This is a genomic window from Pseudomonas sp. FYR_2 (genome assembly GCF_043106425.1).
GTDB lineage: Bacteria > Pseudomonadota > Gammaproteobacteria > Pseudomonadales > Pseudomonadaceae > Aquipseudomonas > Aquipseudomonas monteilii.
This window is the reverse complement of sequence record NZ_JBICMM010000009.1, coordinates 1-21,180: the sequence shown is the minus strand read 5'-3', so window position 1 is coordinate 21,180 and position 21,180 is coordinate 1. Positions and strand designations below refer to the sequence as shown.

The window sequence follows — 21,180 nt, the reverse complement described above, 5'->3', positions numbered from 1 at the left end:
ATCTCAACTGGGCCGTATGCCAACAAGCGGCCACGCTCTTCATCGCTCATACAAAGGAAAAGAAATCATGAATCGTCTCAATTGGTTTGAAGCTTCGCCTGGTGCAGCTAAGGCCCTCGGCGGCGTGCATCATTTCGTGACCACCGCGACAAATTTGCCAGCCTCGTTGATCCACCTCGTGTTTCTCAGAGTGTCTCAAATCAACGGCTGCGCTCATTGCATTGATCTTCACTCACGTGATCTGATAAAAGCAGGTATGTCAGTGGACAAGGTGCTGTTAGTGCCGGTATGGCATGAAGCGCAATATTTGTTCTCGGATCAGGAGCGCTCAGCACTGGCTTGGGCGGAAGAAGTCACCAGGGTAAGCGAGACACAGGTATCCGACGAAGCTTATGCAGCCGCATCGGCGATGTTTGTTGAAAAGGATCTTGTTGACCTGACAGCGGCGATTGCCGCAATGAATGCGTTCAACCGTATGGGCGTCAGCTTCCGACTCAAACCTGCGGCTAGGGCTTGATGACCTAGGGAAATGACGCGTGCTGACTGGCTAGAAAGGTCGACTGCCAGTCGCTAGTTTTTACGCACTCCGTCGCCGCCAGCTTCGAGTTGTAAGCTGCCCTCCGAAGGGCTGGTGCACCCGCGGAAAGGATTTGCCGCCCCTTCACCGAATCGGCCTTATCAACTCGGCGCCCTGATTGCGTACATTCCCCACTGCCTTGCTCACCGGATACCACCTGAAATCCTCAGTTTGGCGGCATCCCGTCTCCACGATCGCGGCAGCGCGCTCAGGCGATGTGGTAGGGGCCAACCACTCCAGAGCGGTCTGTGGCGTGAGCACTAAGGGTTTTCTGTCGTGGATGTCGATCAGCCCCTGGTCCGCCGGCGCTGTGATGATCACGAACCCGTCGCGCTCATCCGGTTCGAGGCTCTGGTGCACTTCAGCAAGTGCGGCGAAGTAAAGCGGGGCTCCGTCGGCGCCCGTGATGTAATACGGCTGCTTTCGCTTTGGCTCTGTTGGGTCAGTTATCCATTCGAACCAGCCATTGGCAGGCGCTAAAGCCCTGCCACCTGGCCACAACCCCTTGAAGAACTTTCCCGTCACCACTGTCTCGGCCCGAGCATTGATTGGATCAGCACGTTTCCCCTTCGCCCATAACGGCGACCATCCCCACTTGACCCTATCCACAGTCAGCTCATCACCAATCTGGCGAATGACCTCGACTCGGGTCGATGGCGCCACGTTGTATCGGTTTATAGGCTCGTGGTCATAGCCATTTATCACGACCAGATCCAATGATAGCTGGCGCAAGTAGTGATCCATCGACGCGTAGATCGAGTACCGTCCGCACATTTTCCACCTCTCGCCCGTCAGAATTTTAACGGTCAGGATTGACCGGGCAGCCGATGCCAGATCTACTGTATATGCATACAGCTTGCATTGGACCTTCCACCATGACCATCACATTTTTGGGCACGCCAACCGGCGGAACCGAACGGCTACCTCTGTATTCGTTTCACGTTCCGGCCGGTTTCCGGTACATCATGGAAGGCGATGAGCTCCTCGTTTGGGGCGTTGTCCGTTACAGCGTTCGCGACCATGCGCAGTGACCAGGTCTTCGCGCTGATCGATTGCAACGCGTTCTACGCGAGCTGCGAGCGCGTCTTTCGGCCCGACCTGGCCAAGACCCCGATTGTCGTGTTGAGCAACAACGACGGCTGCGTGATCGCCAGGTCATACGACGCGAAGCCCTTTGTGAAGATGGGCGAGCCGTACTTCCTGGCGAAGGACAAGCTACGCCGCCATGGCATCAAGGCTTTCAGCAGTAACTATGCGCTGTACGGCGACATGAGTGAGCGTGTCATGACCCTGATCGAATCGATGGTGCCGGCCACCGAGATTTACAGCATCGACGAATGCTTCGCTGAATTGTCCGGTATTCCGGAAAACCTGACCCAGTTCGGGCGCAGACTTCGGTCCAGAATCTTTCAGTGCACCGGTATCCCGGTGGGTGTCGGGATCGCCGGCACCAAGACGCTCGCCAAGCTGGCCAACCACACCGCCAAGCGCCTGCAGGCGCAGACTGGCGGGGTGGTCGACATTACCGATCCGTTCAAGCGCGATTGGGTGCTGCGCAATACTGAAGTGAAAGAGGTGTGGGGCGTGGGCCGCCGTATGACTGCCCACCTCGAAGCGATGGGCATTTACACGGCGATGGATCTGGCCAGGGCTGATGCCTGGACGCTGCGGCAGAAATTCAGTGTGGTGGTCGAGAAGACTGCCCGCGAACTGGCGGGCACGCCATGCCTGGAGCTGGACGAGGCCGAGCCTGCGAAACAGGAGATCTGCTGCAGCCGGATGTTCGGCAAGCGCCTCACTGAGCTGGCGCCCATCAAACAGGCAGTGGCCACCTACGTTCGCCGGGCTGCAGAAAAGCTTCGGGCCCAGGGCTCGGTATGCAAGCGTATGCGCGTGAGCGTCCGCACCGGCATGTTCAACCCGGACGAGCCACACCACGCCCAGGGCGCATTGGTAGAACTGCCATACCCGACTTCCGACACGCTACTGATGACCCGACTGGCTACCGAAGCGGTCGAGCGGATCTTCCGGCCAGGGTTTCGCTACAGCAAGGCCGAGGTTCTCCTGGTGGACCTGCGGCAGCCAGGTGAGTTTTCAGAGGACTTGTTTGCGTTGAAGCAATCGGTGGCATGTGACCGACTGATGCAGGTGATGGATGACATCAACGTCCGTTGGGGGAGGGGGACAATGCGCGTCGCCAGCGTGCCGGCTACACCGGACTGGGGTATGAGGAGGGAGATGATGAGTCAATCCTATACGACGCGAATTGACCAACTGTGGACGGTCAAATGTTGAGCCTTCGAGCCGTCCGGTAAGGCCAATCATCATGTGTCGATGAACACAAAGAAAAATGGAGCTTTTGTTCGTGAGCGGTGGTCAAGCTAGTTGGATAGGCCTAATTACAAATGACTGGCCTGCCCATTCTGGTTTACCAAAATAGCCACCGGCGGGTAGGAGAACATCATGCGAAGACGAGGCGGCGTGTACTGGGCTTGGTCAGACCCCACGCTTCACCACCAATTTCACGAAGAAACGCTGTACGACGGGACCTTCATCGATGTCCAGGTGAGACTATCGCGCACCGGCGGCACCCAGCTTTTTCTAGGGGTCTACGCACGCTCCGGCATGGCACTGCATGAAGAGGCTTACAGCGCCAGGCCCGGCGAATCGATGTACCGGTCGCTGGCCTGGGGCATTGACCGAGCGCGTCAAGTTATTGATGGGTACGCCCATACTGCGACCCGAGATGTGGCTTCGGAATAGTCCAGCCTTCGGTCTGCAGGCAGGGGTAATCTGCCAGGCAGGCTACCCACCGGGCGCTTCAGAGCTTGTACTGAATGGTGTAGGACGCATCGGTCCTCGGCTCTATCGCAATCGGAATGCCGAAGAGCTTCCCCCGGCAATCACTGACCACGCAGCGATAGACCGTCCCCTGCCGGAGCTGGGCCCACAAGCCTTCGTCATGTATCGCAATCTGCAACACATGGCTGTTCGGATCTTCTCTGACCTGGGCAATGTGGTGGTCTAGGTCGCACCCGAATTCTGCACTGGTAAATTCCGGGTCGTAGCCGATCAGCACACCGTGCCTTTTCAGTTCGTCCCGTATACGCTCAATCACGTCGTCTGCTTCTTGTTTTAGCATGATCGTTATCTCGCGGTGCTTGGCCACAATAAAACTCTAGCTGACCCTGAGTGTTTTCGTGAATTATCGGCGTTACCACTGCCTTACCCTTGTTCCTCACGTTGCATGGCTTTACCTCTGCGCTGGAACAGGAATTGCTGAAGCCCTGAGACATTGATCATGCGGGGTACGCAGAAATGACTCAGGATGACCGCTATTACATGATTTTCAGCGTGGTGGCTGTGCTGGTACTGGATCTGGCGGCGACTTATGTGTTTCTCAATGCCATATCCTGACCCCGGTTGTGGGGCACGCCATACGCGTAATCGGGGCCAGCCGCTACATGAAACCTGTCGGGGAAGCTGACCAGCAGCTTGCGCCTGCCTGAACATCCCGATTGAGTGCGGTCCAACGTAAGCAAGCCTTGGCTTCGCTTGTCGGAGGTACGCACATGAAACGCAAGACTGCATGGGTTGTGGTGTTGTCCGGTTTGCTGCTGCTCAGTGGCTGCTGGCCATACTGGCATGACGGGCGGCATCATCGCCATTATCACGACGGTGATCATGGCAGACAGGAATATCGTCGCTACTGATGGCGGGCGCGAGGGGCGCCCCGAGGTCCATATAGCCAATAAGCCTGACACCGGGTTGCCTTCCAGCAGTAACATGGGCACACGATAACCAAAACAGGGCGGCTGGCCGGTAAAAACTTTACCTGTTTCTCATGGGGCAACAGGAGCGTGTCGCGTGAAGAGCTCAAGATCGCTAGCAGGCGCAATTGCAATAGTTGTGTCCGGGTTCGCTACGGTGTTCATGGCAGGCTGCGCACAAAACCCTGATGTGCGTGACAGCCACGATTATACCGTTGGCAGTACCGCGAAAAGCCCACCGGTGTATCTGGGGTGCGTCAAAGACGAACTTCAAGGCAATGTGAAAACCTACGAAGTCCAGGGCGATAATGCGCTCAGGCTGTTCATCGAAAGCACCGACCCCGACAAGGCGCAGGGGCTTGTAGAGTTGCGGGGCACGGGACCTCAGCGCCAGTTCACGGCTTATCAACGTTATGCCTGGTACGACCATGGCAGGTTGCTGGATGCCGCACTGATGTGTTCCAAGGCGTGATTGTTAGCACCGGAAAACACAAAAAGCCCGCTGTCGAGAGCGGGCTTTTTGCATTTGCGGGCCACGGCCGCAATAATCCGCCTATTTGGAAGGAGAATCGCGGGTGCAAGCAAGAAGCGTTGTCGCCGAAATGTTCATTGGGATCCCGACGCATTTCTGGGTGTTGCCCGTTGCAGGCCTGGTTGCGTACTACGGCTTGAAGTGGTCCGCCAGATCCAGCAGTCGCGCGACCCTGCTGCAAGCCTCGACTTATGTGTTGCTGCTGGCGCTGGCGGTGCTGCCCAACGGTTTTTATGCGCTGTTTCCCCCTGCGGCCGACCCGGATGTGTTGTTGAATAACGCGCCGTTGCCCAACTATGCAGGGCGCCTCTACCTGGATGCGTTCTACGTCTTCGGTGGTTGGGCGCTGAGCAAAGTGGTGAAGCTCAAATTCAGCTGAGTCGCTGCCCGGGTACCTGATGCGCCGACTGGAACGGATATTGCGCGTACCCTTTCAAACCGGCGCATTTGGGGGATACGGCAATGCTTCCTGAAGACCTGTATGCCATGTTTCTGTTTGTCGCCAGCGTGCTGGCCCTCGATGTAGCGGCCATCGTGCTGTACCGGGGAACCAAACCCTGACCCGCGTTCGGGGGGGCACCCTGACCGGGTATGTCGTCAAGGTCAGGCATGGATTAGCCAGGCAAGCCAAGGCGATTTACGGGCTTTGAATTCATTCAACAAGCGCCTTCCATGTCGTCGATTCTTGCGGCGACAGAGCGCAGCTCGTCCGCAACCACATCGATGGACCTGATGTGCGCAGCAACATCCACCTCGTTTAGCGAGCTACCACGCGCCGCCATGAACCTGGCGTGACCACTCATGGCCTGACTGAGTTGGTCCAGGTGATCGGCTGTTCTGACCAGGTCTGACTTGATGCTATGAAGCGTTTCCATGGTGTTAAAGGCCTTCCTTGTCAGTTGCTTCAACGGGACTGTGAGCATCGCCGCAGGGCAGGGTGAAACGCAACCGATTTATAGAAGGCGCTTTCTCGCCCAAACCCGGAAGAGCTTACGCGATGCTGGCTGGGGCGTCGGAGAGGCCCCGGGTTTTTCAGCTGTCTGTGTCCACCTGCAGTACCGAACCTTTATCGTCCGTTACCAACAATCCGACGGACTGGATACCGCCTGATTGTTGCTCGGCAAGTGGCAGGTCCGAGTGGCGAAAAATGCTACGGTTCTGTTCTCCGGTTTTAAGGGTGATGAGTTTGCCATTCTGATAGAAAAGAAGTGTTTTGTTGGCATTATTTTGCATTGCGTAACTCCTTGCCGACGTGTGGGTTGACCCCTTTACTGTTGCAGCCTCCACCTGCTCACGCTACTGGCAGAATTGTCAGGTGCTTACCGTCGATCCCTGTCTGGCGCTCATCCAGCAGCGCGCTATTGCTGTGTCAATTGCGCGAGAACCTGCAGCCAGACCTTGGTTGATTAGTAACTCGGCGCCACCCCCGTTAGAATGCAGCGTATCCCTAATGGCCAATTGAAAATGCCTACCTTTCGTATCTTTATCACTTCTGCGTTAGTTGCCAGCCTTGCCGGCTGCGCAACCCCCGGCAAACCCACGGCCAGTAAACTGACCAAGAAATCGCCGCAGCAGTACGCCGCCTGTGTCCTGCCAAAGTGGCAGGCACTGGCGCCCCAGGCTACGCAGAAGTCGATCGCCCACGGTTATCGGCTGACGGCGCCCAGTGCCGTAGCGAGCGACGATGTGCTGGACGTGGTCGATTCTCGCGATGGCAGCCGCGCGACGTTCTACAAGGGCAGCTTCCTGTCGGGCGACAAATTGCGCCAGGCTGCCCGAGAATGCCTGGACTGAGTCAGTAGCCCGAGCCGCTGGAACCGCCCATGCTGGGCAGGCGGGCCTTGTGCTGGGCATTGCTCCACTCGGCGCAGGTCATGAAGGCGGTCTTGTCCACTTTGCCGTTGCCGTCGAAGCTGACGCTGTAGGGTTGCCGGCTTCCGGCCTTGGACAGCACGTAGTCGAAGCACGTGCCGGGTACGACGGTGCGTTCGGACTCGGCATCAGGTTTGCCGCCTATTTGCTCCGGAAGGCGGTGGCCAGTGGGTGAGTTCGGTGGTGCTGGAAATCTCATCAGCCAACACCCGTCCGTCGCCTCGGTGGCGGTCATCGGTATTCCTGACCCACAGGGGGGAACAACCGTTGGCTCTGGTGGTCTGTTGTGACGGTGTGCAACTGGACCAGCCAGCATTGGCCAGGGCACCTGCAGCCGTATGTCGACAGTGGGCACCTGAACAAATGGGCGATACCACGGCCGCTAAGCTGTGTGGACGAGATCCCCAAGACCAGTGTCGGCAAGATCGACAAGAAGCGCATTCGCCAGGCTGAAATCTAGGTTTGGCTTGCGCCTTCCAGGGGCGCAAGCGTTCCGAATCCCCGCCAGGCAAAGGAAGGCGGTTTGCTCATGTTCAGCCAGGTAAAGTTAGGTAAAAGCGGCCACGGCATATACACGGATCAGTATTGTGGTTTGTACTGTCCGGTCAAAGATGCCAAAGATGAACACACTTCCGTCGCAGCCAGGCGCTGAACGCGGGGCGTTCTCCAGTTTCGAGGCGTGTCGCAACACCCAGCAGGGCCCCGTGGTGATCCTTGCCTCCGGCGCTTCTGCCAGGCATTTTCCGTTGGGCGAGTTCGCACATTTGCCCATCATTGCCATGAACGGCTCGGTCGCCATGACCGCCAAACACCGTATCCATCCCTTCTTCTACGTGTGCACCGACAAAAGCTTTAGCCAGCAGCAGCCGGCCTTGTTTGCCACTGCCTTGCGCGACAGCAAACGCCTGGCACTCTGGCCCGAGCAGTACGAAGGTGCCGATGTGCCGGCGAGTACCGAGTGTTATGCCCTGCACAAAGCCGACACACCGGGCCTGCTGGACGGTTTGCGCGGCCATGGTGACAGTTGCGTGTGCAACCGCGCGCTGTGGAGCAAGCGCAGCCGCTCGATTGCCTTCAGCAAAGACCTGGCCCATGGTTTTTTCGATGCCCGCACAGTGGCCTATGTGGCCCTGCAGCTGGCGTATCACCTGGGCTTTGAAGAAGTGCTGCTGGTCGGGGTGGACCTTGACCAGACCGTGGGGCGTTTCTATGAAAACGGGCAGGGCCACTGTTCGCCATGCGGGCTGGATCAGCACTGGGACAGCCGCATCCTGCCGTCGCTGACGCTGATGGCGCGGGAGGTGGTGAACGCGCATTTTCACGTCTACAACCTGTCGGCCACCTCACGCATTCCCGCCGAACTGATCCCCAAGGTCAACCTCAACGAAGCGCGGCGGATTGCCGGTTGTGCCATTACCTGAGCAACAAAGCGGATGCGCACAGGGCTGTGGATGCGTACAGTACGCCCATCGCAAACAGGCAGGTAAACGCTTATGTCCAGCGCATTCACCCTCATGTCGTCGCCCGTCGGCACTTTGACCTTGGTGGCGCGCGGCGAGTGCCTGGCAGCCGTATTGTGGGAAGAAGAGCGGGAAAACCGCGTTCGCCTCGGCGACTTGTACCGTGACGACGAGTGCCCGGTACTGCGGGAAACTGCACGACAGCTGGGTGAGTACTTTGCGGGTAAGCGGCAGCGTTTCGAGCTGGCGCTGGATTTTGCCGGCACCGAGTTCCAGCGCCAGGTATGGGCCGCGTTGTTGGCGATACCCTTCGGTGAAACCCGGAGCTACAGTGACATCGCCCGGCAGATCGGCAACCCCAACGCCGTGCGCGCAGTAGGCGCCGCCAACGGCCGCAACCCGATTTCGATTATCGCACCGTGCCACCGCGTGATCGGTGCATCAGGCAGCCTCACCGGCTTTGCCGGCGGCCTGGCGGCCAAGCAGTACCTGCTGGCGCTGGAGGGCCGGCAAAGCCTGGCACTGGACCTGTAACGCGTCAGCTGAACCAGCTGGCGACCACGCAGGCCAGTATGGCCAACACCGACCCGGCCATCAGGGTGTAATGCCGGTGGGCCCGCCGTGCATGGGGCTTGACCTCGCGCAGGTACTCGCCGGGTGTAGGCGCGTCCGGCCTATGGCGTAAGCCTTCGGCCACATCGGCTAGTTGGCCCTGGATGAGCAGGCCGATCAGGTAGTAGGTGCAGGCGTAGCTCAGCAGCGCCAGTAACAGGTAGATCATGCCGGGCGTAGGTCCAAGGGCAGGGCCACGGCGCCGGTGCTGCCAGTGTCCATCAGGATCAGCCCTTCACTGTGGTCATCCAGGCTCGCCAGCAAGCGTCCCTGGCTGTCCCACGCCGCCGAGCCGCCGGCGCCGATGAACGTGTCGGCCGGCCCCACGCAGTTGGCCATCAGCACCGGCATGCCCAGTTCACGCGCCACTGCCGGGTAATGCAGGTAGCCTTCGCGGATGCCCTTGGCGGTTTTCGCCACACTGACCAGATACAGGTCGGCGCCGTGCTCGCGGGCGGCGGCAGCGTGCGCCATGAACATCGACTCGTAGCAGATTGCCGGTGCCACTCGGTGCTCACCGACCTGCAGCAGCAATGCCTGATCGCCCGGGGTGAAGTAAGACAGCTCGTCTTCATGCAGGCGCCGTTTGGCATAGGCCTGGCGCGCAGCCATGGGGCTGAGAATCGGCATGCCGATGCGGATACCTTCGGGTGTCGGCAACGGCAAGCCAGCCGCAACGGTGATGCCCAAGCGGTCACAGGCGGCTTGCAGCGGGTCCAGCCGTGCGGAGCTGACCGGCAGGGCGGCCTGGCGCGCCAGGGTAGGCTCATAGCCCGTCAGCGAGAGTTCGGGGAAGACCACCAGCTCGGCACCCAGCGCCGCCGCCTGCTCGATGCAGGCCAGGTGACGTTGGACGTTGCCTGGTACATCGCCCTTGAGCGACGCCAGTTGTACGGCACACAGTTTCATCTAAACCCTTCCCTGGTACAGGTTGAAGGGCCGAGCATACTACCGGCACCAACGCCTGTACCAGTGAAGGGTTTTTCAGGTTGCCGGGTGCGCGGCGAAGCGTTGGCGGAACCAGTCGTTGAGCATGGCCTTCTCGGCATACAGGCGGTCGCTGCTGCTGGCGACCCGGCCCGGGCGGCTGAGGTACATCTTGTCGCTGACCCGCTCCTCCACTTGCCGGGCGGGTTTGCCCGACTGGCTGAGGGTGTAGGTCAGGTCAATCGTCGGCCAGGTGATCTCGCGCATGAAGCGGACATCGTAGGCCTGGCTGTGCCAAGGCTCGAAGCGCCCGGCCAGGTCGATATCGCGGATGTCGATGACCAGTTGCTGGCCCGGTTGCAGGTAGCGTTGGCCGAGCTTCTGCAAGTACTGGGTGAGGGTTTTCATCACATAGTCATCGGCGCCGCGCTCATAACCGTGGCTGTCCAGGCTGGCATCGCGGAATTTTTCCGGGTGGTCGAAACGCACCTCGACCTGCGCGGGCGGGGCACCTTGTGCCATGCTGTGCAGTGACAGCGCCATGAGCAAGGCACACACGAGGGCGGTACGCATGATGCACCTCCGGGGTAGAGTGGGAGTGCTTCCATTTTACGCCTGCCATGGCGCCACCAGCAGAGGAAGATTGTAATGGGACGGTTTCGGCGGTTGCTTGCCAACATCCGGGGGCGGGACCTGGCAGTGGGCGATATCCATGGCCACTTCCAGCGGCTGGAGAAGTGCCTGGAAGCGGTAAGGTTCGACCCGGCCGTGGACCGCCTGTTCAGCGTGGGTGACCTGGTCGACCGTGGGCCGCACAGCGAGGCCGCTCTGGAATGGCTTGCGCAGCCATGGTTTCACGCGGTGCAAGGCAACCATGAGGCGTTGGCAATCACCCGCGTGCGAGGGGGGCGGCTTGACCTGGAGATGTACCGTGCAGCGGGTGGGAGTTGGTTCCTCGACCTGCCGCGGGCCGAGCAACTTCGCTACGTGGAGCGCTTTGAGCAGTTGCCGATTGCGATAGAAGTGGAAAGCGCAGATGGCCTGGTAGGCCTGCTGCATGCCGACAGCCCGTTTGCCGATTGGGCAGCCTTGAGGCGTTGGCTGGAGCTGGAACTGGATGACGACCCCAAAGTGCGGGAAGTGTGCCAGTGGTCGCGGCGGCGGCTGAAGGAAGGCAATACCCAGCCGGTGCAAGGCCTTCGCGCCTTGTTGGTGGGGCACACGCCGGTGCTGGAGCCCAAGCTGCTGGGCAATGTCTGGCACCTGGACACCGGCGGTTGGGCCAGCGGCCACTTCAGCTTGATGGACATGCGCACGCTGAAACTGCTCAGCCCCGCGCCAGATGCAGCAGTAACGCCAACGCCAATGCCACCAGCATGACGCCCGAGGCCCGCTCCAGCCACGGCAGGCTGCGGGCGAAACGCCGCAGAACCCGCCGGTTACCGATGGCCACGGCAACCAGCAAGTCCCAGAGCAGCACGATGCTGAACATCCACAAGGCGTACGCTGTTTTCCAACTGTCGTTGGCACTGGCGACCATGCTGGCCAGGCTGGCATAGAACAGCGCGTTCTTGGGGTTGAGGATGCCGGACAACAAACCCATGCCCAAGCCCCGCCACCAACCCGGTACCGCCGACTCGCCCGCGACTGCGCCCAGGCGGGTTTGCCCGGCATGGCGTAAAAACAGCACGCCGATGTACAGCAGGTAGCTGGCCCCCGCCAGTTGCAGGGCGGTGAACAGCAGGCTGCCTTCCTGCAGCACCGACAGGCCGGTGAACGCCATGGCGATGAACGCGCCATTGGCCAGGGCGATGCCCAGGCAGGCACCGCTGGCGATGCGCCAACCGCTGTTGATCGAGGTGCGCGCCACCAGGAAGAAGTCCGGCCCAGGTGATAGCAGCGCGAGGAAGTGGGCGAGGGCGATGATCAGGAACTGTTGCATGGGTGGGGCTGCTCTGCGGAAAACCGCAGTCTGCGGCAGGGCCTGTGAGGCGTATTGAACAATATTGCAAGCCCAGGCGGCGGGCCTTCAGCGCCCTCGGTACTGCCCCGGCGTCACTCCCACATGGGCCTTGAACACCCGCTGGAAGTGGCTCTGATCGGCAAACCCGAGCTGGTAGGCCACCTCCGCCAACGCCGCCCCTTCACCCAACAGCTGGCGCCCGCGATTGACCCGGGCATTGAGCAGGTAGGCATGCGGTGTAAACCCGGTAGCCGCACGAAACGCACGGATCAGCTGATAGCGCCCAAGCCCGGCCTGATGGGCCAGTGCTCCCAGGCTCAAGTGCGCCGGGTCCTGGCCTTCGATGCGCGCGACCAACCCGCTCAGCGCGCTTGCCTCCAGGGCGGGGGCTGCAGATAGCGGCGGCTGGGCCGAGTAGTCCAGGTCTCCCAGAAAGGCGATCAGCGCAGCATCCTTCTCACCGTTGCTGGCGCAGGAGAACAACAGACTGTTCAACTCGCAGAATTGCCGATACACCTGTGGTGCCCGGCAGATACGCGCCGGTTCGCCTGCCCCGGCACCGCTCAGCCCCGACTCCAGCCGCAACTGCGTCAGCCAGTCGGCGTCCACATGCAGCATCTGGTAGCTCCAGGCTTGCCCGGGCGCGGGGTTGCAGGCATGGACGCGGTGGGCCGGTACAAACACCAGCGTGCCGGGCGTCAGGCGTTCCTGCCCCTCGGCAGCCCCGGTGAAATGGCTATGGCCAGCATCCACCGCGCCGATGGAAAACGTGGGGTGGCTGTGGGCCTTGTAGCAAGCCCGGCTATGGCAGGCGCGGCGACTTTCCACATGCGCAAGTGCCGGGTCGCGCCATAGCGCGGTGTGGGGGCGGGGCATCACAAGGTCCTCGGTTTTGCCAGCAGGGTAACAGTTGCCGCGCACCCGTACAGTTTTTCACGCTGGCTGTAACTTGACCGCAAGGCCCGGCACCCGCCGAAATAGACGCCTGTTGCCAAAGGAAAACAAGAATGGACCTTTCTAGCCTGCTGCTTTTCATCCCCGCCTGTTTCGCCCTGAACATGGCGCCCGGGCCAAACAACCTGCTGTCGCTTCATAACGCCAGCCGCTACGGCCTGCGCACCGCCTGCGTGGCGGGTGGCGGGCGTATCCTGGCCTTCAGCGGCATGATCGCCTTGGCGGCCATGGGCCTGGCGGTGGTGCTGCACACCAGCGAATACCTGTTCCTGGCCATCAAGGTGGTGGGTGCGGCCTACCTGTTCTACATCGCCTGGCAACTGTGGCGCGCACCGGTGGGCGAAGCCGTGGTGGCAAGTGACCACCCGAGTGGCACGTGGCGCCTGGCACGCCAGGAGTTCTGGGTGGCGGCCGGCAACCCCAAGGCGATCCTGATCTTCACCGCCTTCCTGCCGCAGTTCGTCTCGGTCGGTAGCGCCACCCCGGTGAGCGAGCAGTTCCTGTGGCTGGGTGTGCTGTTTCTGCTGCTGGAATGGGCGGCCATTGCCATTTACTCAGGCCTGGGCGCCTACATGCAGCGTTGGTTCAGCCAGCCTGGCCCGCGCCGCCTGTTCAACCGGGTTAGCGCCTCCCTGCTGGGCTGCGCCGGCCTCGGCTTGCTGGCGGCACGCCGCTAGAACTGCCAGCGCACGCCCAGGTTCACGCCGCTGGCTTCCTGCTGGCGGCTGTCCAGGTTGGCGGTGTATTGCACGCCGCCATGCAGGCCGACTGACGACAAGTCGGTCAGACGCCGCATCGTCACCGGCAAGTACGCTGTTGACACGTAGCAGACCGTTATCGCCCTCGTAATTGCCGTTTATAGTCAGTCGGCCCTGGGCGTCATTGCCCGTGCTGAGGTCTATCATCCCGGCATTCAGCACTGAAGCGCTTTGGCCATTGCCCTTCGCGGTGATCGTGCCTTGACGGGACAGCAGTGCGCTGCTGTCATCGATGATCAGGGCACCTGTGCCGGTGCCGTCGTCGCCGAGGGTCAATGTGTCGTCGAGCGTGAGACGGCTGTCATCGAACAGGCCTATGGCCTCCCAGTTCACGTACTGCGCGCCACCGTCTATTTGGCTTTTTTCGAACACCAGGCTATCGCTGCCGGGGCCCCCATCCAGGTCAGTGACCAATGTCTTCGAGTCGAGACCGATGATATTTCCTTGGTCGTCACCTGGCCCCATTCTTACCGGGCCGCCGATGCGCCCGCCCGACCAGGTAAAAATGTCGTTATCGTTGCCGGCACGTATCTCACCTTTGAGCGTGCCACCACTGAGGGTGATCTTGTCTAGGCCGCTACTGGTGCTGATATCACCGCCGATGGTGCCGCCGGTCATGGTGAACGTGTCCATGTCACCGCCCTGGTTCAGCGAGCCCAACGTACCGCCAGACATGGTGTACGTGTCTTGGCCATTGCCTTGCTGCAATGACAGAACTGTGCCGCCGCCGATGGTGAACGTGTCGGCCGCATTCGTCTGCACGAGGGCACCCAGATTGTCACCGGATGAAACGGTCAGGGATTCAGCGTGAGCCAGCAAAGGCAGGGTAAGTAGGGGGAATGCGGCAGGCAGCAGCAGGCGAGGGCAGCGCATAGGCAGGTTTCCGTGTCCATTGAAGGGTCCACTACCTAAAGCGTCGCTTCGGCCCTGCCTGTGTTGTATGTATTGTAAGGTGACGGAACAACTGGCAAAAATGTCAGGTGGCCCGCTGCCATCAATCGCGGTAGAAGGTTTGCACCAGGTGGTAGCCGAACTTGCTCTTGATCGGCCCGTGCACCACGCGCAGCGGCTTTTTGAAGATTACCTGGTCGATGGCACCGACCATCTGGCCCGGACGGATTTCGCCCAAGTCACCACCGCGTTTGCCTGACGGGCAAATGGAGAACTTTTTGGCCAGTACGTCGAAAGCCTCGCCGTTGGCGATGCGCTGCTTGAGCTTTTCGGCTTCGTCAGCGGTCTTGACCAGGATGTGGCGGGCTTGGGCTTTCATGGGGTACCTGTGCTTCGGGGAAAAAGGGCGGCATTATGCCTGCTCGCGCAACTCCACGCGATCTCGAAACTGCTCCAGCGCTTGCGGGTTGGCAAGCGCGTCGGTGTTCTTCACCGGTAAGCCATGCACCACATTGCGAACCGCCAACTCCACAAGCTTGCCGCTGATGGTATGTGGTATGTCACTGACCTGGGCAATCACCGCCGGCACATGGCGGGGGGTGGTGAATTGGCGTATCACCTGGCGAATGCGCTGGCGCAGGGCCTCATTGAGCTGCAGGCCGTCTTGCAGGCGTACGAACAGCACCACACGCACATCGCCTTTCCAGTCCTGGCCGATGGCCACGCTTTCCAGCACCTGCTCGACTTTCTCCACCTGGCGGTAGATCTCCGCCGTGCCAATGCGCACGCCGCCCGGGTTGAGCACGGCATCCGAGCGGCCGTGAATCACCAGGCCGCCATGGGTGCGCTGTTCGGCATAGTCGCCTTGGGCCCAAACCCCCGGGTACTGGCTGAAATAGGCGTCGTGATAGCGGCTGCCGTCCGGGTCGTGCCAAAATCCCAACGGCATGCAGGGAAAGTTGCGGGTACACACCAGCTCGCCTTTTTCGTCCAGCACCGGCTGGCCGTGCTCATTCCACACTTCCACCGCCATGCCCAGGCCCATGCACTGGATTTCACCACGGCGCACTGGCAGGGTCGGGTTGCCCAGCACGAAGCACGAGACAATGTCGGTACCGCCCGACATGGACGCCAGGCACAGGTCAGCCTTGATCTTGCTGTACACGTAGTCATAGCTGTGGGGTGACAGCGGCGAACCGGTGGACAGCAGCAACCGCAGGCTGGCCAGGTTGTGGCTGGCTGCAGGCTCAAGGCCCGCCTGCTCCAGCGCTGCCAGGTACTTGGCGCTGGTCCCGAAGGCGTGGATGCCCTCGGCGTCGATCAAGTCCAGCAGCCGTTCGGGTCCGGGGTGGAACGGCGAGCCGTCGTACAGCACCAGCGTGGCGCCTATGGCCAGGCCGCTGGCCAGCCAGTTCCACATCATCCAACCGCAGGTGGTGTAGTAGAACAACACGTCATCGGCTTTCAGGTCGTTGTGCAGGCCGTGTTCCTTGAGGTGCTGCAGCAACACGCCACCGGCGCGGTGGACGATACACTTGGGCACGCCGGTGGTGCCGCTGGAGTAGAGAATGCACAGCGGGTGGTCAAACGGCAGCGGGGTGAAACGCGGCTCGCCACCGGGTTGGTAGACGTCATCCCACAGGCTCACCCGGGCCGCGTGGAACTCGTCGGGGCGAGTGCCGCTACGGGTATGAGGTACTACGATCAGCTGCTCCAGGCCTGGCAACTGCTCGCACACATGGTTGACCTTGGCCACCTGATCGATGTCTTTTCCAGCGTATTGATAGCCGGCACAGACGATCAGCAGTTTGGGCGTAATCTGGCCGAAACGGTCGATGATGCCATTCACGCCGAACTCGGGCGAAGAGGTCGACCAGATCGCGCCGAGGCTGGTGCAGGCAAGCATGGCCACCAGTGTTTGCCAGGTATTGGGCATCACGGCAGCCACACGGTCGCCTGCGACGATGCCTGCGGCCTTGAACGCCGCTTGCAACCCCGCTACATGGGCGGCCAGCTGGGCGTGGGTGAGCGCCTGGCGGTGGCCATCCTCGCGTATGGAAACAACGGCCGGGCGGTCGTCGCGACGGCGCAGCAGGTGTTCGGCGAAGTTCAGGGTGGCGTTGGCGAACCACTGCGCTTCGGGCATTTGTGGCCCTTCACTCAGCATTTGGCTCGCCGGGGTGTGCCAGCGCACGTGGAAATAGTCGGCAAGGGTCTGCCAGAAGGCGGGCCGCTGTTCGATGCTCCAGCGGTGCAGCGCCTGGTAGTCGGTGAGTTGCAGGTTGTAGCGCAGGTTGACCCGTCGGCGGAAGGCATCCATCCGGCTGGCCTTGACCTGCGCCGTGGAGGGGCGCCAGAGCACATCGTTCATGCGTTTCCTCCCGTTACTGCCAACCGCGGGCTTGTCATCTGTGGGGCAGATGAAGGAAGTCCCCTGTAGGAGCGGGTTTACCCGCGAAGAAGCCGGCGCGGTGCATGGCACCGGCGTTGCCGGTGTTCGCGGCTGAAGCCGCTCCTACAGTGACCGCGCAGGCTGTTTATTCTACTTTAGCCTTCTGCACGTCCTGCGATGCCGACCACACGCGGTAGCGCACTTCGACATCCTTGGGCACATACAGCACTACCGGCAGCTTGCTGTTGTAACGCAGCAGGAAGCCGTCACCGACCACCGGCACGAAGGCCTCAGTCTTCTTGCCATCCGGGCAGGCCATCAGCGTGCTGGCCGGGCCGCTGACCTTGTCCAGGCGGTAGTAATTGTAGCCCCAGCCTTCCAGGGTGCGTTCTTCCAGGTTGCCGCCCAGGCGTTGGCGATTGCAGTCCACCTGCAGCGTCTTGCCAGCGAGGATTTCCAGTTTATAGGCCGACTCGTCAGCCTGTGCCGGCAGGTGAATCACCTGCCGGGTGAAGCCTTTTTCTGCCTCGGGGTAGGGGGCGACGTCCTTCAGGCTGGCTGCCATCACAGGGGCTGCGGCAGCCAGGGTCAGGGCCAGAATCGCGGGCATCGGGGTAGGGCGCATAAGGCCTCCTTGCAAATAATCGAATACGAGACCACTGCCAGGCCCAGGCCGCCCGTCATTGGGCCAACCAGCCACCATCGACGTTCCAGGCGGCGCCGCGAACCTGGCTTGCGGCCTCGCTGCACAAGAATAGTACCAGCTCACCCAGGTGTTCGGGGGTGACGAACGCCAGCGATGGTTGCTTCTCGGCCAGCAGATCATGCTGTGCCTGCAGCGGGTCGCCACCGTTGGCAGCACGGTCGTCGATCTGCTTCTGCACCAGCGGGGTCAGCACCCAGCCTGGGCAGATGGCATTGCAGGTGACATTGCTGGTGGCCGTTTCCAGCCCGACCACCTTGGTCAGGCCGACCACACCATGTTTGGCCGCCACATAGGCTGCCTTGCCAGTCGAACCGACCAGGCCATGTACCGACGCGATGTTGATGATGCGCCCCCAGTTGCGCGCGCGCATGCCCGGCAGCGCCAGCCGCGTGCCATGGAATACGGCCGACAGGTTGAGGGCGATGATCTTGTCCCAACTTTCCTGCGGGAACTGCTCCACCGGTGCTACATGCTGGATGCCGGCATTGTTGACCAGAATGTCGACACCACCGAATTCGCGTTCGGCCAGTACGAACAACGCTTCAATCTGGGCCACGTCCGACAGGTCGGCCGGGTGGTGAACAGCTTTCACCCCGTGCCGGGTGATCTCGGCCAGCGCCGCTGCCGGGTCGCCAAAGCCGTTGAGCACGATATTGGCGCCCGCGCGGGCCAGCACCTGGGAGATGCCCAGGCCAATGCCGCTGGTAGAACCGGTGACGAGTGCAGTCTTGCCTTTGAGGGTCATGCATAGCTCCTTAGACGATGCCGGTGGCGTAGAAGGTGGCGATGACCACGAACACCGCCAGGGTCTTGATCAGGGTAATACCGAAAATGTCCTTGTAGGCCTCGCGGTGGGTCAGGCCGGTCACCGCCAGCAAGGTGATCACCGCGCCGTTGTGTGGCAGGGTGTCCATGCCACCGCTGGCCATGGCGGCCACCCGGTGCAGTACTTCGAGCGGGATGTTGGCGGCATGGGCGGCGGCGATGAACGTGTCGCCCATGGCCGCCAGGGCGATGCTCATTCCGCCCGAAGCGGAGCCTGTGATGCCGGCCAGCAAGGTCACGGTGATGGCTTCGTTGACCAGCGGGTTGGGGATGCCACGCAGGGCATCGGCCAGCACCAGAAAGCCTGGCAGCGAGGCGATCACTGCACCAAAGCCATATTCGGAAGCGGTGTTCATGGCCGCCAGCAAAGCACCCCCCACCGCGCTTTTGGTGCCTTCTGCCAGGCGCGTGCGGATGGCGCCAAAGGCACACACCAGCACCATCAGGATGCCCACCAGCAATGCTGCCTGCACTGCCCAGATGGCCGTGAGTTTGGCCACGTCGCTTTGCACTGGCGCGCTCATGCCGGGCAGTTGCAGGCTGTGGCTGGGGCCATACCACTGGGGGATCCAGTGGGTGAACAACAGGTTCATTACCCCCACGAGTATCAGCGGGGACAGGGCCAGCCAGGGGTTGGGCAGGGCCAGGTCGGCAGCGGTTTCCGGTTCGTTGCGCAAGTCGGTGCCATAGCCTTCACCTGCACGCTGGGCTTTGTTGCGTTGGCGTTGCAAGTAGGCCATGCCGGTAAAGAACACGAACAACGTGCCGATCAGGCCCAGCCATGGCGCCGCCCAGGCGGTGGTGTTGAAGAAGGTGCTGGGGATGATGTTCTGAATTTGTGGGGTGCCCGGCAGGGCGTCCATGGTGAAAGAGAATGCACCCAAGGCGATGGTGGCCGGGATCAGGCGCTTGGGGATGTTGCTCTGGCGGAACATTTCGGCGGCGAACGGGTACACCGCGAACACCACCACGAACAGCGAGACACCGCCGTAAGTGAGCAGGGCGCAGACCAGCACGATGACCAGCATCGCTTGACGGGTGCCGAGCAGGCGGATGGCGGCGGCAACGATCGACCGGGAGAAGCCGGACAGTTCGATCAGCTTGCCAAACACAGCGCCCAGCAGGAACACCGGGAAGTAGAGTTTGATGAAGCCCACCATTTTCTCCATGAACACCCCGGTGAACGCGGGGGCCACGGCAGAGGGGTCGGTGAGCAGGACGGCGCCGAGGGCGGCGATGGGGGCAAAGAGGATTACGCTGTAACCGCGATAGGCAGCCAGCATCAGCAGGGCCAGAGCGGCGAGGGCGATGAGCACGGTCATCGGGGAGGGTCTCCTGGGTGAGTCTTGTTTTTATCGGTGTGCAGGAGATAGCGGGAATCGTGCCAAAATATAAGATATTGATTTATAAGTATTTTTTGTTTGTTTTGAAATATTTGTCTCTAATTCGAGATTTTTGTTTCGCGTTGCGTCCCGCCGAGGCACAAGGGCAAAGCCCTCGCGATAGTCTCAACATGGAAACTATAGTCTCTAATCAGAGATCAAGTGCAACCATCTTCTTGTACAGGGTCGACCGTCCTAGCCCCAATGCCTGAGCAGCCTGCGGCACATTGCCCTCGCATTCTGCGAGGGCCTCGCCAATCAACTTGCGCTCGAATGCCTCGCAGGCCTCCCGGTATGTCTGTCGCACCGGCCCGGCCGCTATCGGGCTCAACGGCCCCAATGCCGCACGCAAGTCCGCCACCCCCAACCGTGGCTGATCCGCCAGCAATGTCGCGCGCTCCAGCACATTGCGCAGCTCGCGAATGTTCCCCGGCCATGCATGCCGCGCCAGCAGTTGTTGCGCATCAGCCTCCAGCTCGTACTGGCTGCCCAGTTCACCCAGTATGGTCTCGCACAGCGCTGGCAAATCCTCCAGACGCTCCCGCAGCGGCGGCACGTCGATCGGCAGCACATTCAGCCGGTAATACAGGTCGGCGCGAAACGCCCCACGGGCCATGGCTGCCTGCAGGTCGATGGAGGTGGCGGCAATGATGCGCACGTCGCTGCGCAGCATCTGGTTCGAGCCAACCGGCTCGTATTCCTTTTCCTGCAGTACGCGCAGCAGCTTGCTCTGCAGGGCTAGCGGCATGTCGCCGATCTCGTCGAGGAACAGCGTGCCGCCTTCGGCCAACTGCAGCTTGCCACTGCGGCCCTTGCGGTCGGCGCCGGTAAACGCACCCGGCGCGGTGCCGAAAAATTCGGCTTCGAGCAGCGTTTCAGGGATCGCTGCACTGTTGATGCTGACGAAGGCTTTGTGCGCCCGCGCCGACGCCGCGTGGATGGCATGGGCCAGTAGCTCTTTGCCCGTACCGGTTTCGCCCAGCAACAACACCGGCGAATCGCTGCCCGCACCGCGCCGGGCGCGGCGCTTGGCTTCCAGGCTGGCAGCGCTGCTCCCCACGAACTGTGCGAAGCTGTACTTGGCTTGTCGGGCGCGCAGTTGCGAGCGGGTCGAGGCCAGCTCCTGCTGCATGCTGGCGTAGCGTTTAAGCAGTGGCGACAGGCTGCGCAGTTCGTCGAACAGTGCAAAGCCGATGGCACCGATCAGTGCGCCCTGGTCGTCGTGGATCGGCAGGCGCATCACCACCAGGGGCTCGTTCGAGGTGTCGAGCATGTCCAGCAGGATTGGCCGGCCATTGCTCACCACGTCGCGCATCAGGCTGCCTGGGATCACCGCCTCGCATGGCTGGCCGATGGCTCTGGCGGCATCGGCCAGGCCGAAGCGCCGGGCGTAGCGTTCGTTCATCCAGACGATACGTGCATTGCGGTCAACGATGACCGTGCCTTCGCTGGACTGCTCGATGATCTCGAACAGCGAGTGAATTGCCAGTTGCCGTACCTGGGGGTAGTTCTTGAGGCTGTCGTTGTGGTGCATGGGTAAACATCCTGAATCATTGTAT

27 protein-coding genes and 2 pseudogenes are annotated in these 21,180 nt (G+C 61.3%); 12 read left to right on the top strand and 17 right to left on the bottom strand.

Annotated elements, in window-relative coordinates; translation table 11 throughout:
* Positions 1 to 67: 67 nt before the first annotated feature.
* Entirely contained in the window at positions 68 to 517 is a 450-nt protein-coding gene (locus tag ACF8R4_RS01740) for a carboxymuconolactone decarboxylase family protein (protein WP_060501481.1), read from the top strand.
* A 144-nt stretch (positions 518 to 661) separates the two neighbouring features.
* Here the strand turns inward: ACF8R4_RS01740 and ACF8R4_RS01735 are convergent, their stop codons facing one another.
* Positions 662 to 1,351 (bottom strand): SOS response-associated peptidase family protein, encoded by a 690-nt coding sequence (locus ACF8R4_RS01735; RefSeq protein WP_156866985.1) that lies wholly within the window; start codon positions 1,349 to 1,351, stop codon positions 662 to 664.
* A gap of 246 nt (positions 1,352 to 1,597) precedes the next feature.
* On the opposite strand from ACF8R4_RS01735, the gene umuC reads away from it, so the two are divergent.
* Both umuC and ACF8R4_RS01725 read left to right on the top strand, forming a co-directional pair.
* Entirely contained in the window at positions 1,598 to 2,872 is a 1,275-nt protein-coding gene (umuC, locus tag ACF8R4_RS01730) for a translesion error-prone DNA polymerase V subunit UmuC (protein WP_164524508.1), read from the top strand.
* 168 nt (positions 2,873 to 3,040) lie between these two features.
* Positions 3,041 to 3,340, top strand: a complete 300-nt coding sequence (locus ACF8R4_RS01725) for a hypothetical protein (protein WP_060501702.1) — start codon at positions 3,041 to 3,043, stop codon at positions 3,338 to 3,340.
* Positions 3,341 to 3,398: 58 nt separating this feature from the next.
* Here the strand turns inward: ACF8R4_RS01725 and ACF8R4_RS01720 are convergent, their stop codons facing one another.
* A complete protein-coding gene (locus ACF8R4_RS01720) occupies positions 3,399 to 3,746 on the bottom strand; it encodes a hypothetical protein (RefSeq protein WP_392491561.1) in 348 nt (115 codons plus the stop codon).
* A 403-nt stretch (positions 3,747 to 4,149) separates the two neighbouring features.
* Between ACF8R4_RS01720 and ACF8R4_RS01715 the strand changes: the two genes are divergently transcribed.
* The 3 genes from ACF8R4_RS01715 (at position 4,150) to ACF8R4_RS01705 (ending at position 5,258) form a co-directional block, all read left to right on the top strand.
* Entirely contained in the window at positions 4,150 to 4,290 is a 141-nt protein-coding gene (locus ACF8R4_RS01715) for a hypothetical protein (protein WP_164524509.1), read from the top strand.
* A 154-nt stretch (positions 4,291 to 4,444) separates the two neighbouring features.
* The gene (locus ACF8R4_RS01710) at positions 4,445 to 4,819 is read left to right on the top strand and encodes a hypothetical protein (protein WP_392491559.1); all 375 of its coding nucleotides are present in this window, start codon (positions 4,445 to 4,447) and stop codon (positions 4,817 to 4,819) included.
* 130 nt (positions 4,820 to 4,949) lie between these two features.
* Positions 4,950 to 5,258, top strand: a complete 309-nt coding sequence (locus ACF8R4_RS01705; protein WP_392491569.1) for a hypothetical protein — start codon at positions 4,950 to 4,952, stop codon at positions 5,256 to 5,258.
* Between the two features lie 277 nt (positions 5,259 to 5,535).
* On the opposite strand, the gene ACF8R4_RS01700 is transcribed toward ACF8R4_RS01705, so the two are convergent.
* Together ACF8R4_RS01700 and ACF8R4_RS01695 are read right to left on the bottom strand one after the other, a co-directional pair.
* A complete protein-coding gene (locus tag ACF8R4_RS01700; RefSeq protein WP_060501698.1) occupies positions 5,536 to 5,754 on the bottom strand; it encodes a hypothetical protein in 219 nt (72 codons plus the stop codon).
* A 157-nt stretch (positions 5,755 to 5,911) separates the two neighbouring features.
* A complete protein-coding gene (locus ACF8R4_RS01695; RefSeq protein WP_060501695.1) occupies positions 5,912 to 6,112 on the bottom strand; it encodes a hypothetical protein in 201 nt (66 codons plus the stop codon).
* Positions 6,113 to 6,313: 201 nt separating this feature from the next.
* Between ACF8R4_RS01695 and ACF8R4_RS01690 the strand changes: the two genes are divergently transcribed.
* Positions 6,314 to 6,673, top strand: coding sequence for a hypothetical protein (locus tag ACF8R4_RS01690; protein ID WP_156866978.1), 360 nt, complete (start codon positions 6,314 to 6,316; stop codon positions 6,671 to 6,673).
* On the opposite strand, the gene ACF8R4_RS01685 is transcribed toward ACF8R4_RS01690, so the two are convergent.
* Complete coding sequence (locus ACF8R4_RS01685) at positions 6,610 to 6,846, bottom strand: hypothetical protein (RefSeq protein WP_367616156.1); 237 nt, start codon at positions 6,844 to 6,846, stop codon at positions 6,610 to 6,612. The two genes, ACF8R4_RS01690 and ACF8R4_RS01685, sit on opposite strands and share 64 nt — an antisense overlap.
* A gap of 64 nt (positions 6,847 to 6,910) precedes the next feature.
* On the opposite strand from ACF8R4_RS01685, the pseudogene ACF8R4_RS01680 reads away from it, so the two are divergent.
* The 3 genes and pseudogenes from ACF8R4_RS01680 to ACF8R4_RS01670 all read left to right on the top strand — a co-directional run.
* Positions 6,911 to 7,211, top strand: a pseudogene (locus ACF8R4_RS01680) (fatty acid--CoA ligase); the annotation flags it as partial.
* 160 nt (positions 7,212 to 7,371) lie between these two features.
* Positions 7,372 to 8,172, top strand: coding sequence for a lipopolysaccharide biosynthesis protein (locus tag ACF8R4_RS01675; protein ID WP_156866977.1), 801 nt, complete (start codon positions 7,372 to 7,374; stop codon positions 8,170 to 8,172).
* A 72-nt stretch (positions 8,173 to 8,244) separates the two neighbouring features.
* On the top strand, positions 8,245 to 8,745 hold the full coding sequence (locus ACF8R4_RS01670) for a methylated-DNA--[protein]-cysteine S-methyltransferase (RefSeq protein ID WP_060501070.1): 501 nt from the start codon (positions 8,245 to 8,247) through the stop codon (positions 8,743 to 8,745).
* A 4-nt stretch (positions 8,746 to 8,749) separates the two neighbouring features.
* Here ACF8R4_RS01670 and ACF8R4_RS01665 read toward each other — a convergent pair whose 3' ends face one another.
* The 3 genes from ACF8R4_RS01665 to ACF8R4_RS01655 all read right to left on the bottom strand — a co-directional run bounded on the left by ACF8R4_RS01665 (position 8,750) and on the right by ACF8R4_RS01655 (position 10,323).
* Positions 8,750 to 8,992, bottom strand: coding sequence for a hypothetical protein (locus ACF8R4_RS01665; protein WP_156866976.1), 243 nt, complete (start codon positions 8,990 to 8,992; stop codon positions 8,750 to 8,752).
* Positions 8,989 to 9,732, bottom strand: a complete 744-nt coding sequence (locus ACF8R4_RS01660) for a carbon-nitrogen hydrolase family protein (protein ID WP_392491558.1) — start codon at positions 9,730 to 9,732, stop codon at positions 8,989 to 8,991. The genes ACF8R4_RS01665 and ACF8R4_RS01660 overlap by 4 nt, the downstream gene beginning before the upstream one ends.
* Positions 9,733 to 9,807: 75 nt before the next feature.
* Entirely contained in the window at positions 9,808 to 10,323 is a 516-nt protein-coding gene (locus tag ACF8R4_RS01655; RefSeq protein ID WP_104834778.1) for a DUF3016 domain-containing protein, read from the bottom strand.
* A 75-nt stretch (positions 10,324 to 10,398) separates the two neighbouring features.
* Here ACF8R4_RS01655 and ACF8R4_RS01650 point away from each other — a divergent pair, with 75 nt between their 5' ends.
* Entirely contained in the window at positions 10,399 to 11,130 is a 732-nt protein-coding gene (locus ACF8R4_RS01650) for a metallophosphoesterase (RefSeq protein ID WP_060501076.1), read from the top strand.
* On the opposite strand, the gene ACF8R4_RS01645 is transcribed toward ACF8R4_RS01650, so the two are convergent.
* Both ACF8R4_RS01645 and ACF8R4_RS01640 read right to left on the bottom strand, forming a co-directional pair.
* Complete coding sequence (locus ACF8R4_RS01645; RefSeq protein ID WP_060501078.1) at positions 11,078 to 11,692, bottom strand: LysE family translocator; 615 nt, start codon at positions 11,690 to 11,692, stop codon at positions 11,078 to 11,080. The two genes, ACF8R4_RS01650 and ACF8R4_RS01645, sit on opposite strands and share 53 nt — an antisense overlap.
* Before the next feature lie 87 nt (positions 11,693 to 11,779).
* Positions 11,780 to 12,589, bottom strand: coding sequence for an AraC family transcriptional regulator (locus ACF8R4_RS01640; RefSeq protein WP_060501080.1), 810 nt, complete (start codon positions 12,587 to 12,589; stop codon positions 11,780 to 11,782).
* Between the two features lie 131 nt (positions 12,590 to 12,720).
* On the opposite strand from ACF8R4_RS01640, the gene ACF8R4_RS01635 reads away from it, so the two are divergent.
* Complete coding sequence (locus ACF8R4_RS01635) at positions 12,721 to 13,344, top strand: LysE family translocator (RefSeq protein ID WP_104834775.1); 624 nt, start codon at positions 12,721 to 12,723, stop codon at positions 13,342 to 13,344.
* A 102-nt stretch (positions 13,345 to 13,446) separates the two neighbouring features.
* Here ACF8R4_RS01635 and ACF8R4_RS01630 read toward each other — a convergent pair.
* From ACF8R4_RS01630 to ACF8R4_RS01600, 7 genes and pseudogenes are all read right to left on the bottom strand, one after another.
* Positions 13,447 to 13,572 (bottom strand): annotated as a pseudogene (locus tag ACF8R4_RS01630) (autotransporter outer membrane beta-barrel domain-containing protein); the annotation flags it as partial.
* A gap of 847 nt (positions 13,573 to 14,419) precedes the next feature.
* Entirely contained in the window at positions 14,420 to 14,695 is a 276-nt protein-coding gene (locus ACF8R4_RS01625) for a peptidylprolyl isomerase (protein WP_016715601.1), read from the bottom strand.
* Positions 14,696 to 14,728: 33 nt separating this feature from the next.
* Positions 14,729 to 16,687, bottom strand: a complete 1,959-nt coding sequence (locus tag ACF8R4_RS01620) for an acetoacetate--CoA ligase (protein ID WP_104834773.1) — start codon at positions 16,685 to 16,687, stop codon at positions 14,729 to 14,731.
* Between the two features lie 166 nt (positions 16,688 to 16,853).
* Positions 16,854 to 17,333, bottom strand: a complete 480-nt coding sequence (gene eco / locus ACF8R4_RS01615; RefSeq protein ID WP_060499309.1) for a serine protease inhibitor ecotin — start codon at positions 17,331 to 17,333, stop codon at positions 16,854 to 16,856.
* A gap of 55 nt (positions 17,334 to 17,388) precedes the next feature.
* Positions 17,389 to 18,159 (bottom strand): 3-hydroxybutyrate dehydrogenase, encoded by a 771-nt coding sequence (gene hbdH, locus ACF8R4_RS01610; protein ID WP_392491555.1) that lies wholly within the window; start codon positions 18,157 to 18,159, stop codon positions 17,389 to 17,391.
* Between the two features lie 10 nt (positions 18,160 to 18,169).
* On the bottom strand, positions 18,170 to 19,561 hold the full coding sequence (locus tag ACF8R4_RS01605; protein ID WP_104834770.1) for a GntP family permease: 1,392 nt from the start codon (positions 19,559 to 19,561) through the stop codon (positions 18,170 to 18,172).
* Positions 19,562 to 19,772: 211 nt separating this feature from the next.
* Positions 19,773 to 21,155 (bottom strand): sigma-54 interaction domain-containing protein, encoded by a 1,383-nt coding sequence (locus ACF8R4_RS01600; protein ID WP_392491553.1) that lies wholly within the window; start codon positions 21,153 to 21,155, stop codon positions 19,773 to 19,775.
* Positions 21,156 to 21,180: the final 25 nt, after the last annotated feature.

Coding starts and splice junctions, on each gene's coding strand:
- ACF8R4_RS01740 (WP_060501481.1), top strand. CDS start 68: ATGAATCGTCTCAATTGGTTTGAAGCTTCGCCTGGTGCAGCTAAGGCC.
- ACF8R4_RS01735 (WP_156866985.1), bottom strand. CDS start 1,351: ATGTGCGGACGGTACTCGATCTACGCGTCGATGGATCACTACTTGCGC.
- umuC (WP_164524508.1), top strand. CDS start 1,598: ATGCGCAGTGACCAGGTCTTCGCGCTGATCGATTGCAACGCGTTCTAC.
- ACF8R4_RS01725 (WP_060501702.1), top strand. CDS start 3,041: ATGCGAAGACGAGGCGGCGTGTACTGGGCTTGGTCAGACCCCACGCTT.
- ACF8R4_RS01715 (WP_164524509.1), top strand. CDS start 4,150: ATGAAACGCAAGACTGCATGGGTTGTGGTGTTGTCCGGTTTGCTGCTG.
- ACF8R4_RS01705 (WP_392491569.1), top strand. CDS start 4,950: ATGTTCATTGGGATCCCGACGCATTTCTGGGTGTTGCCCGTTGCAGGC.
- ACF8R4_RS01700 (WP_060501698.1), bottom strand. CDS start 5,754: ATGGAAACGCTTCATAGCATCAAGTCAGACCTGGTCAGAACAGCCGAT.
- ACF8R4_RS01695 (WP_060501695.1), bottom strand. CDS start 6,112: ATGCAAAATAATGCCAACAAAACACTTCTTTTCTATCAGAATGGCAAA.
- ACF8R4_RS01690 (WP_156866978.1), top strand. CDS start 6,314: ATGCAGCGTATCCCTAATGGCCAATTGAAAATGCCTACCTTTCGTATC.
- ACF8R4_RS01675 (WP_156866977.1), top strand. CDS start 7,372: ATGAACACACTTCCGTCGCAGCCAGGCGCTGAACGCGGGGCGTTCTCC.
- ACF8R4_RS01670 (WP_060501070.1), top strand. CDS start 8,245: ATGTCCAGCGCATTCACCCTCATGTCGTCGCCCGTCGGCACTTTGACC.
- ACF8R4_RS01665 (WP_156866976.1), bottom strand. CDS start 8,992: ATGATCTACCTGTTACTGGCGCTGCTGAGCTACGCCTGCACCTACTAC.
- ACF8R4_RS01660 (WP_392491558.1), bottom strand. CDS start 9,732: ATGAAACTGTGTGCCGTACAACTGGCGTCGCTCAAGGGCGATGTACCA.
- ACF8R4_RS01655 (WP_104834778.1), bottom strand. CDS start 10,323: ATGCGTACCGCCCTCGTGTGTGCCTTGCTCATGGCGCTGTCACTGCAC.
- ACF8R4_RS01650 (WP_060501076.1), top strand. CDS start 10,399: ATGGGACGGTTTCGGCGGTTGCTTGCCAACATCCGGGGGCGGGACCTG.
- ACF8R4_RS01645 (WP_060501078.1), bottom strand. CDS start 11,692: ATGCAACAGTTCCTGATCATCGCCCTCGCCCACTTCCTCGCGCTGCTA.
- ACF8R4_RS01640 (WP_060501080.1), bottom strand. CDS start 12,589: ATGCCCCGCCCCCACACCGCGCTATGGCGCGACCCGGCACTTGCGCAT.
- ACF8R4_RS01635 (WP_104834775.1), top strand. CDS start 12,721: ATGGACCTTTCTAGCCTGCTGCTTTTCATCCCCGCCTGTTTCGCCCTG.
- ACF8R4_RS01625 (WP_016715601.1), bottom strand. CDS start 14,695: ATGAAAGCCCAAGCCCGCCACATCCTGGTCAAGACCGCTGACGAAGCC.
- ACF8R4_RS01620 (WP_104834773.1), bottom strand. CDS start 16,687: ATGAACGATGTGCTCTGGCGCCCCTCCACGGCGCAGGTCAAGGCCAGC.
- eco (WP_060499309.1), bottom strand. CDS start 17,333: ATGCGCCCTACCCCGATGCCCGCGATTCTGGCCCTGACCCTGGCTGCC.
- hbdH (WP_392491555.1), bottom strand. CDS start 18,159: ATGACCCTCAAAGGCAAGACTGCACTCGTCACCGGTTCTACCAGCGGC.
- ACF8R4_RS01605 (WP_104834770.1), bottom strand. CDS start 19,561: ATGACCGTGCTCATCGCCCTCGCCGCTCTGGCCCTGCTGATGCTGGCT.
- ACF8R4_RS01600 (WP_392491553.1), bottom strand. CDS start 21,155: ATGCACCACAACGACAGCCTCAAGAACTACCCCCAGGTACGGCAACTG.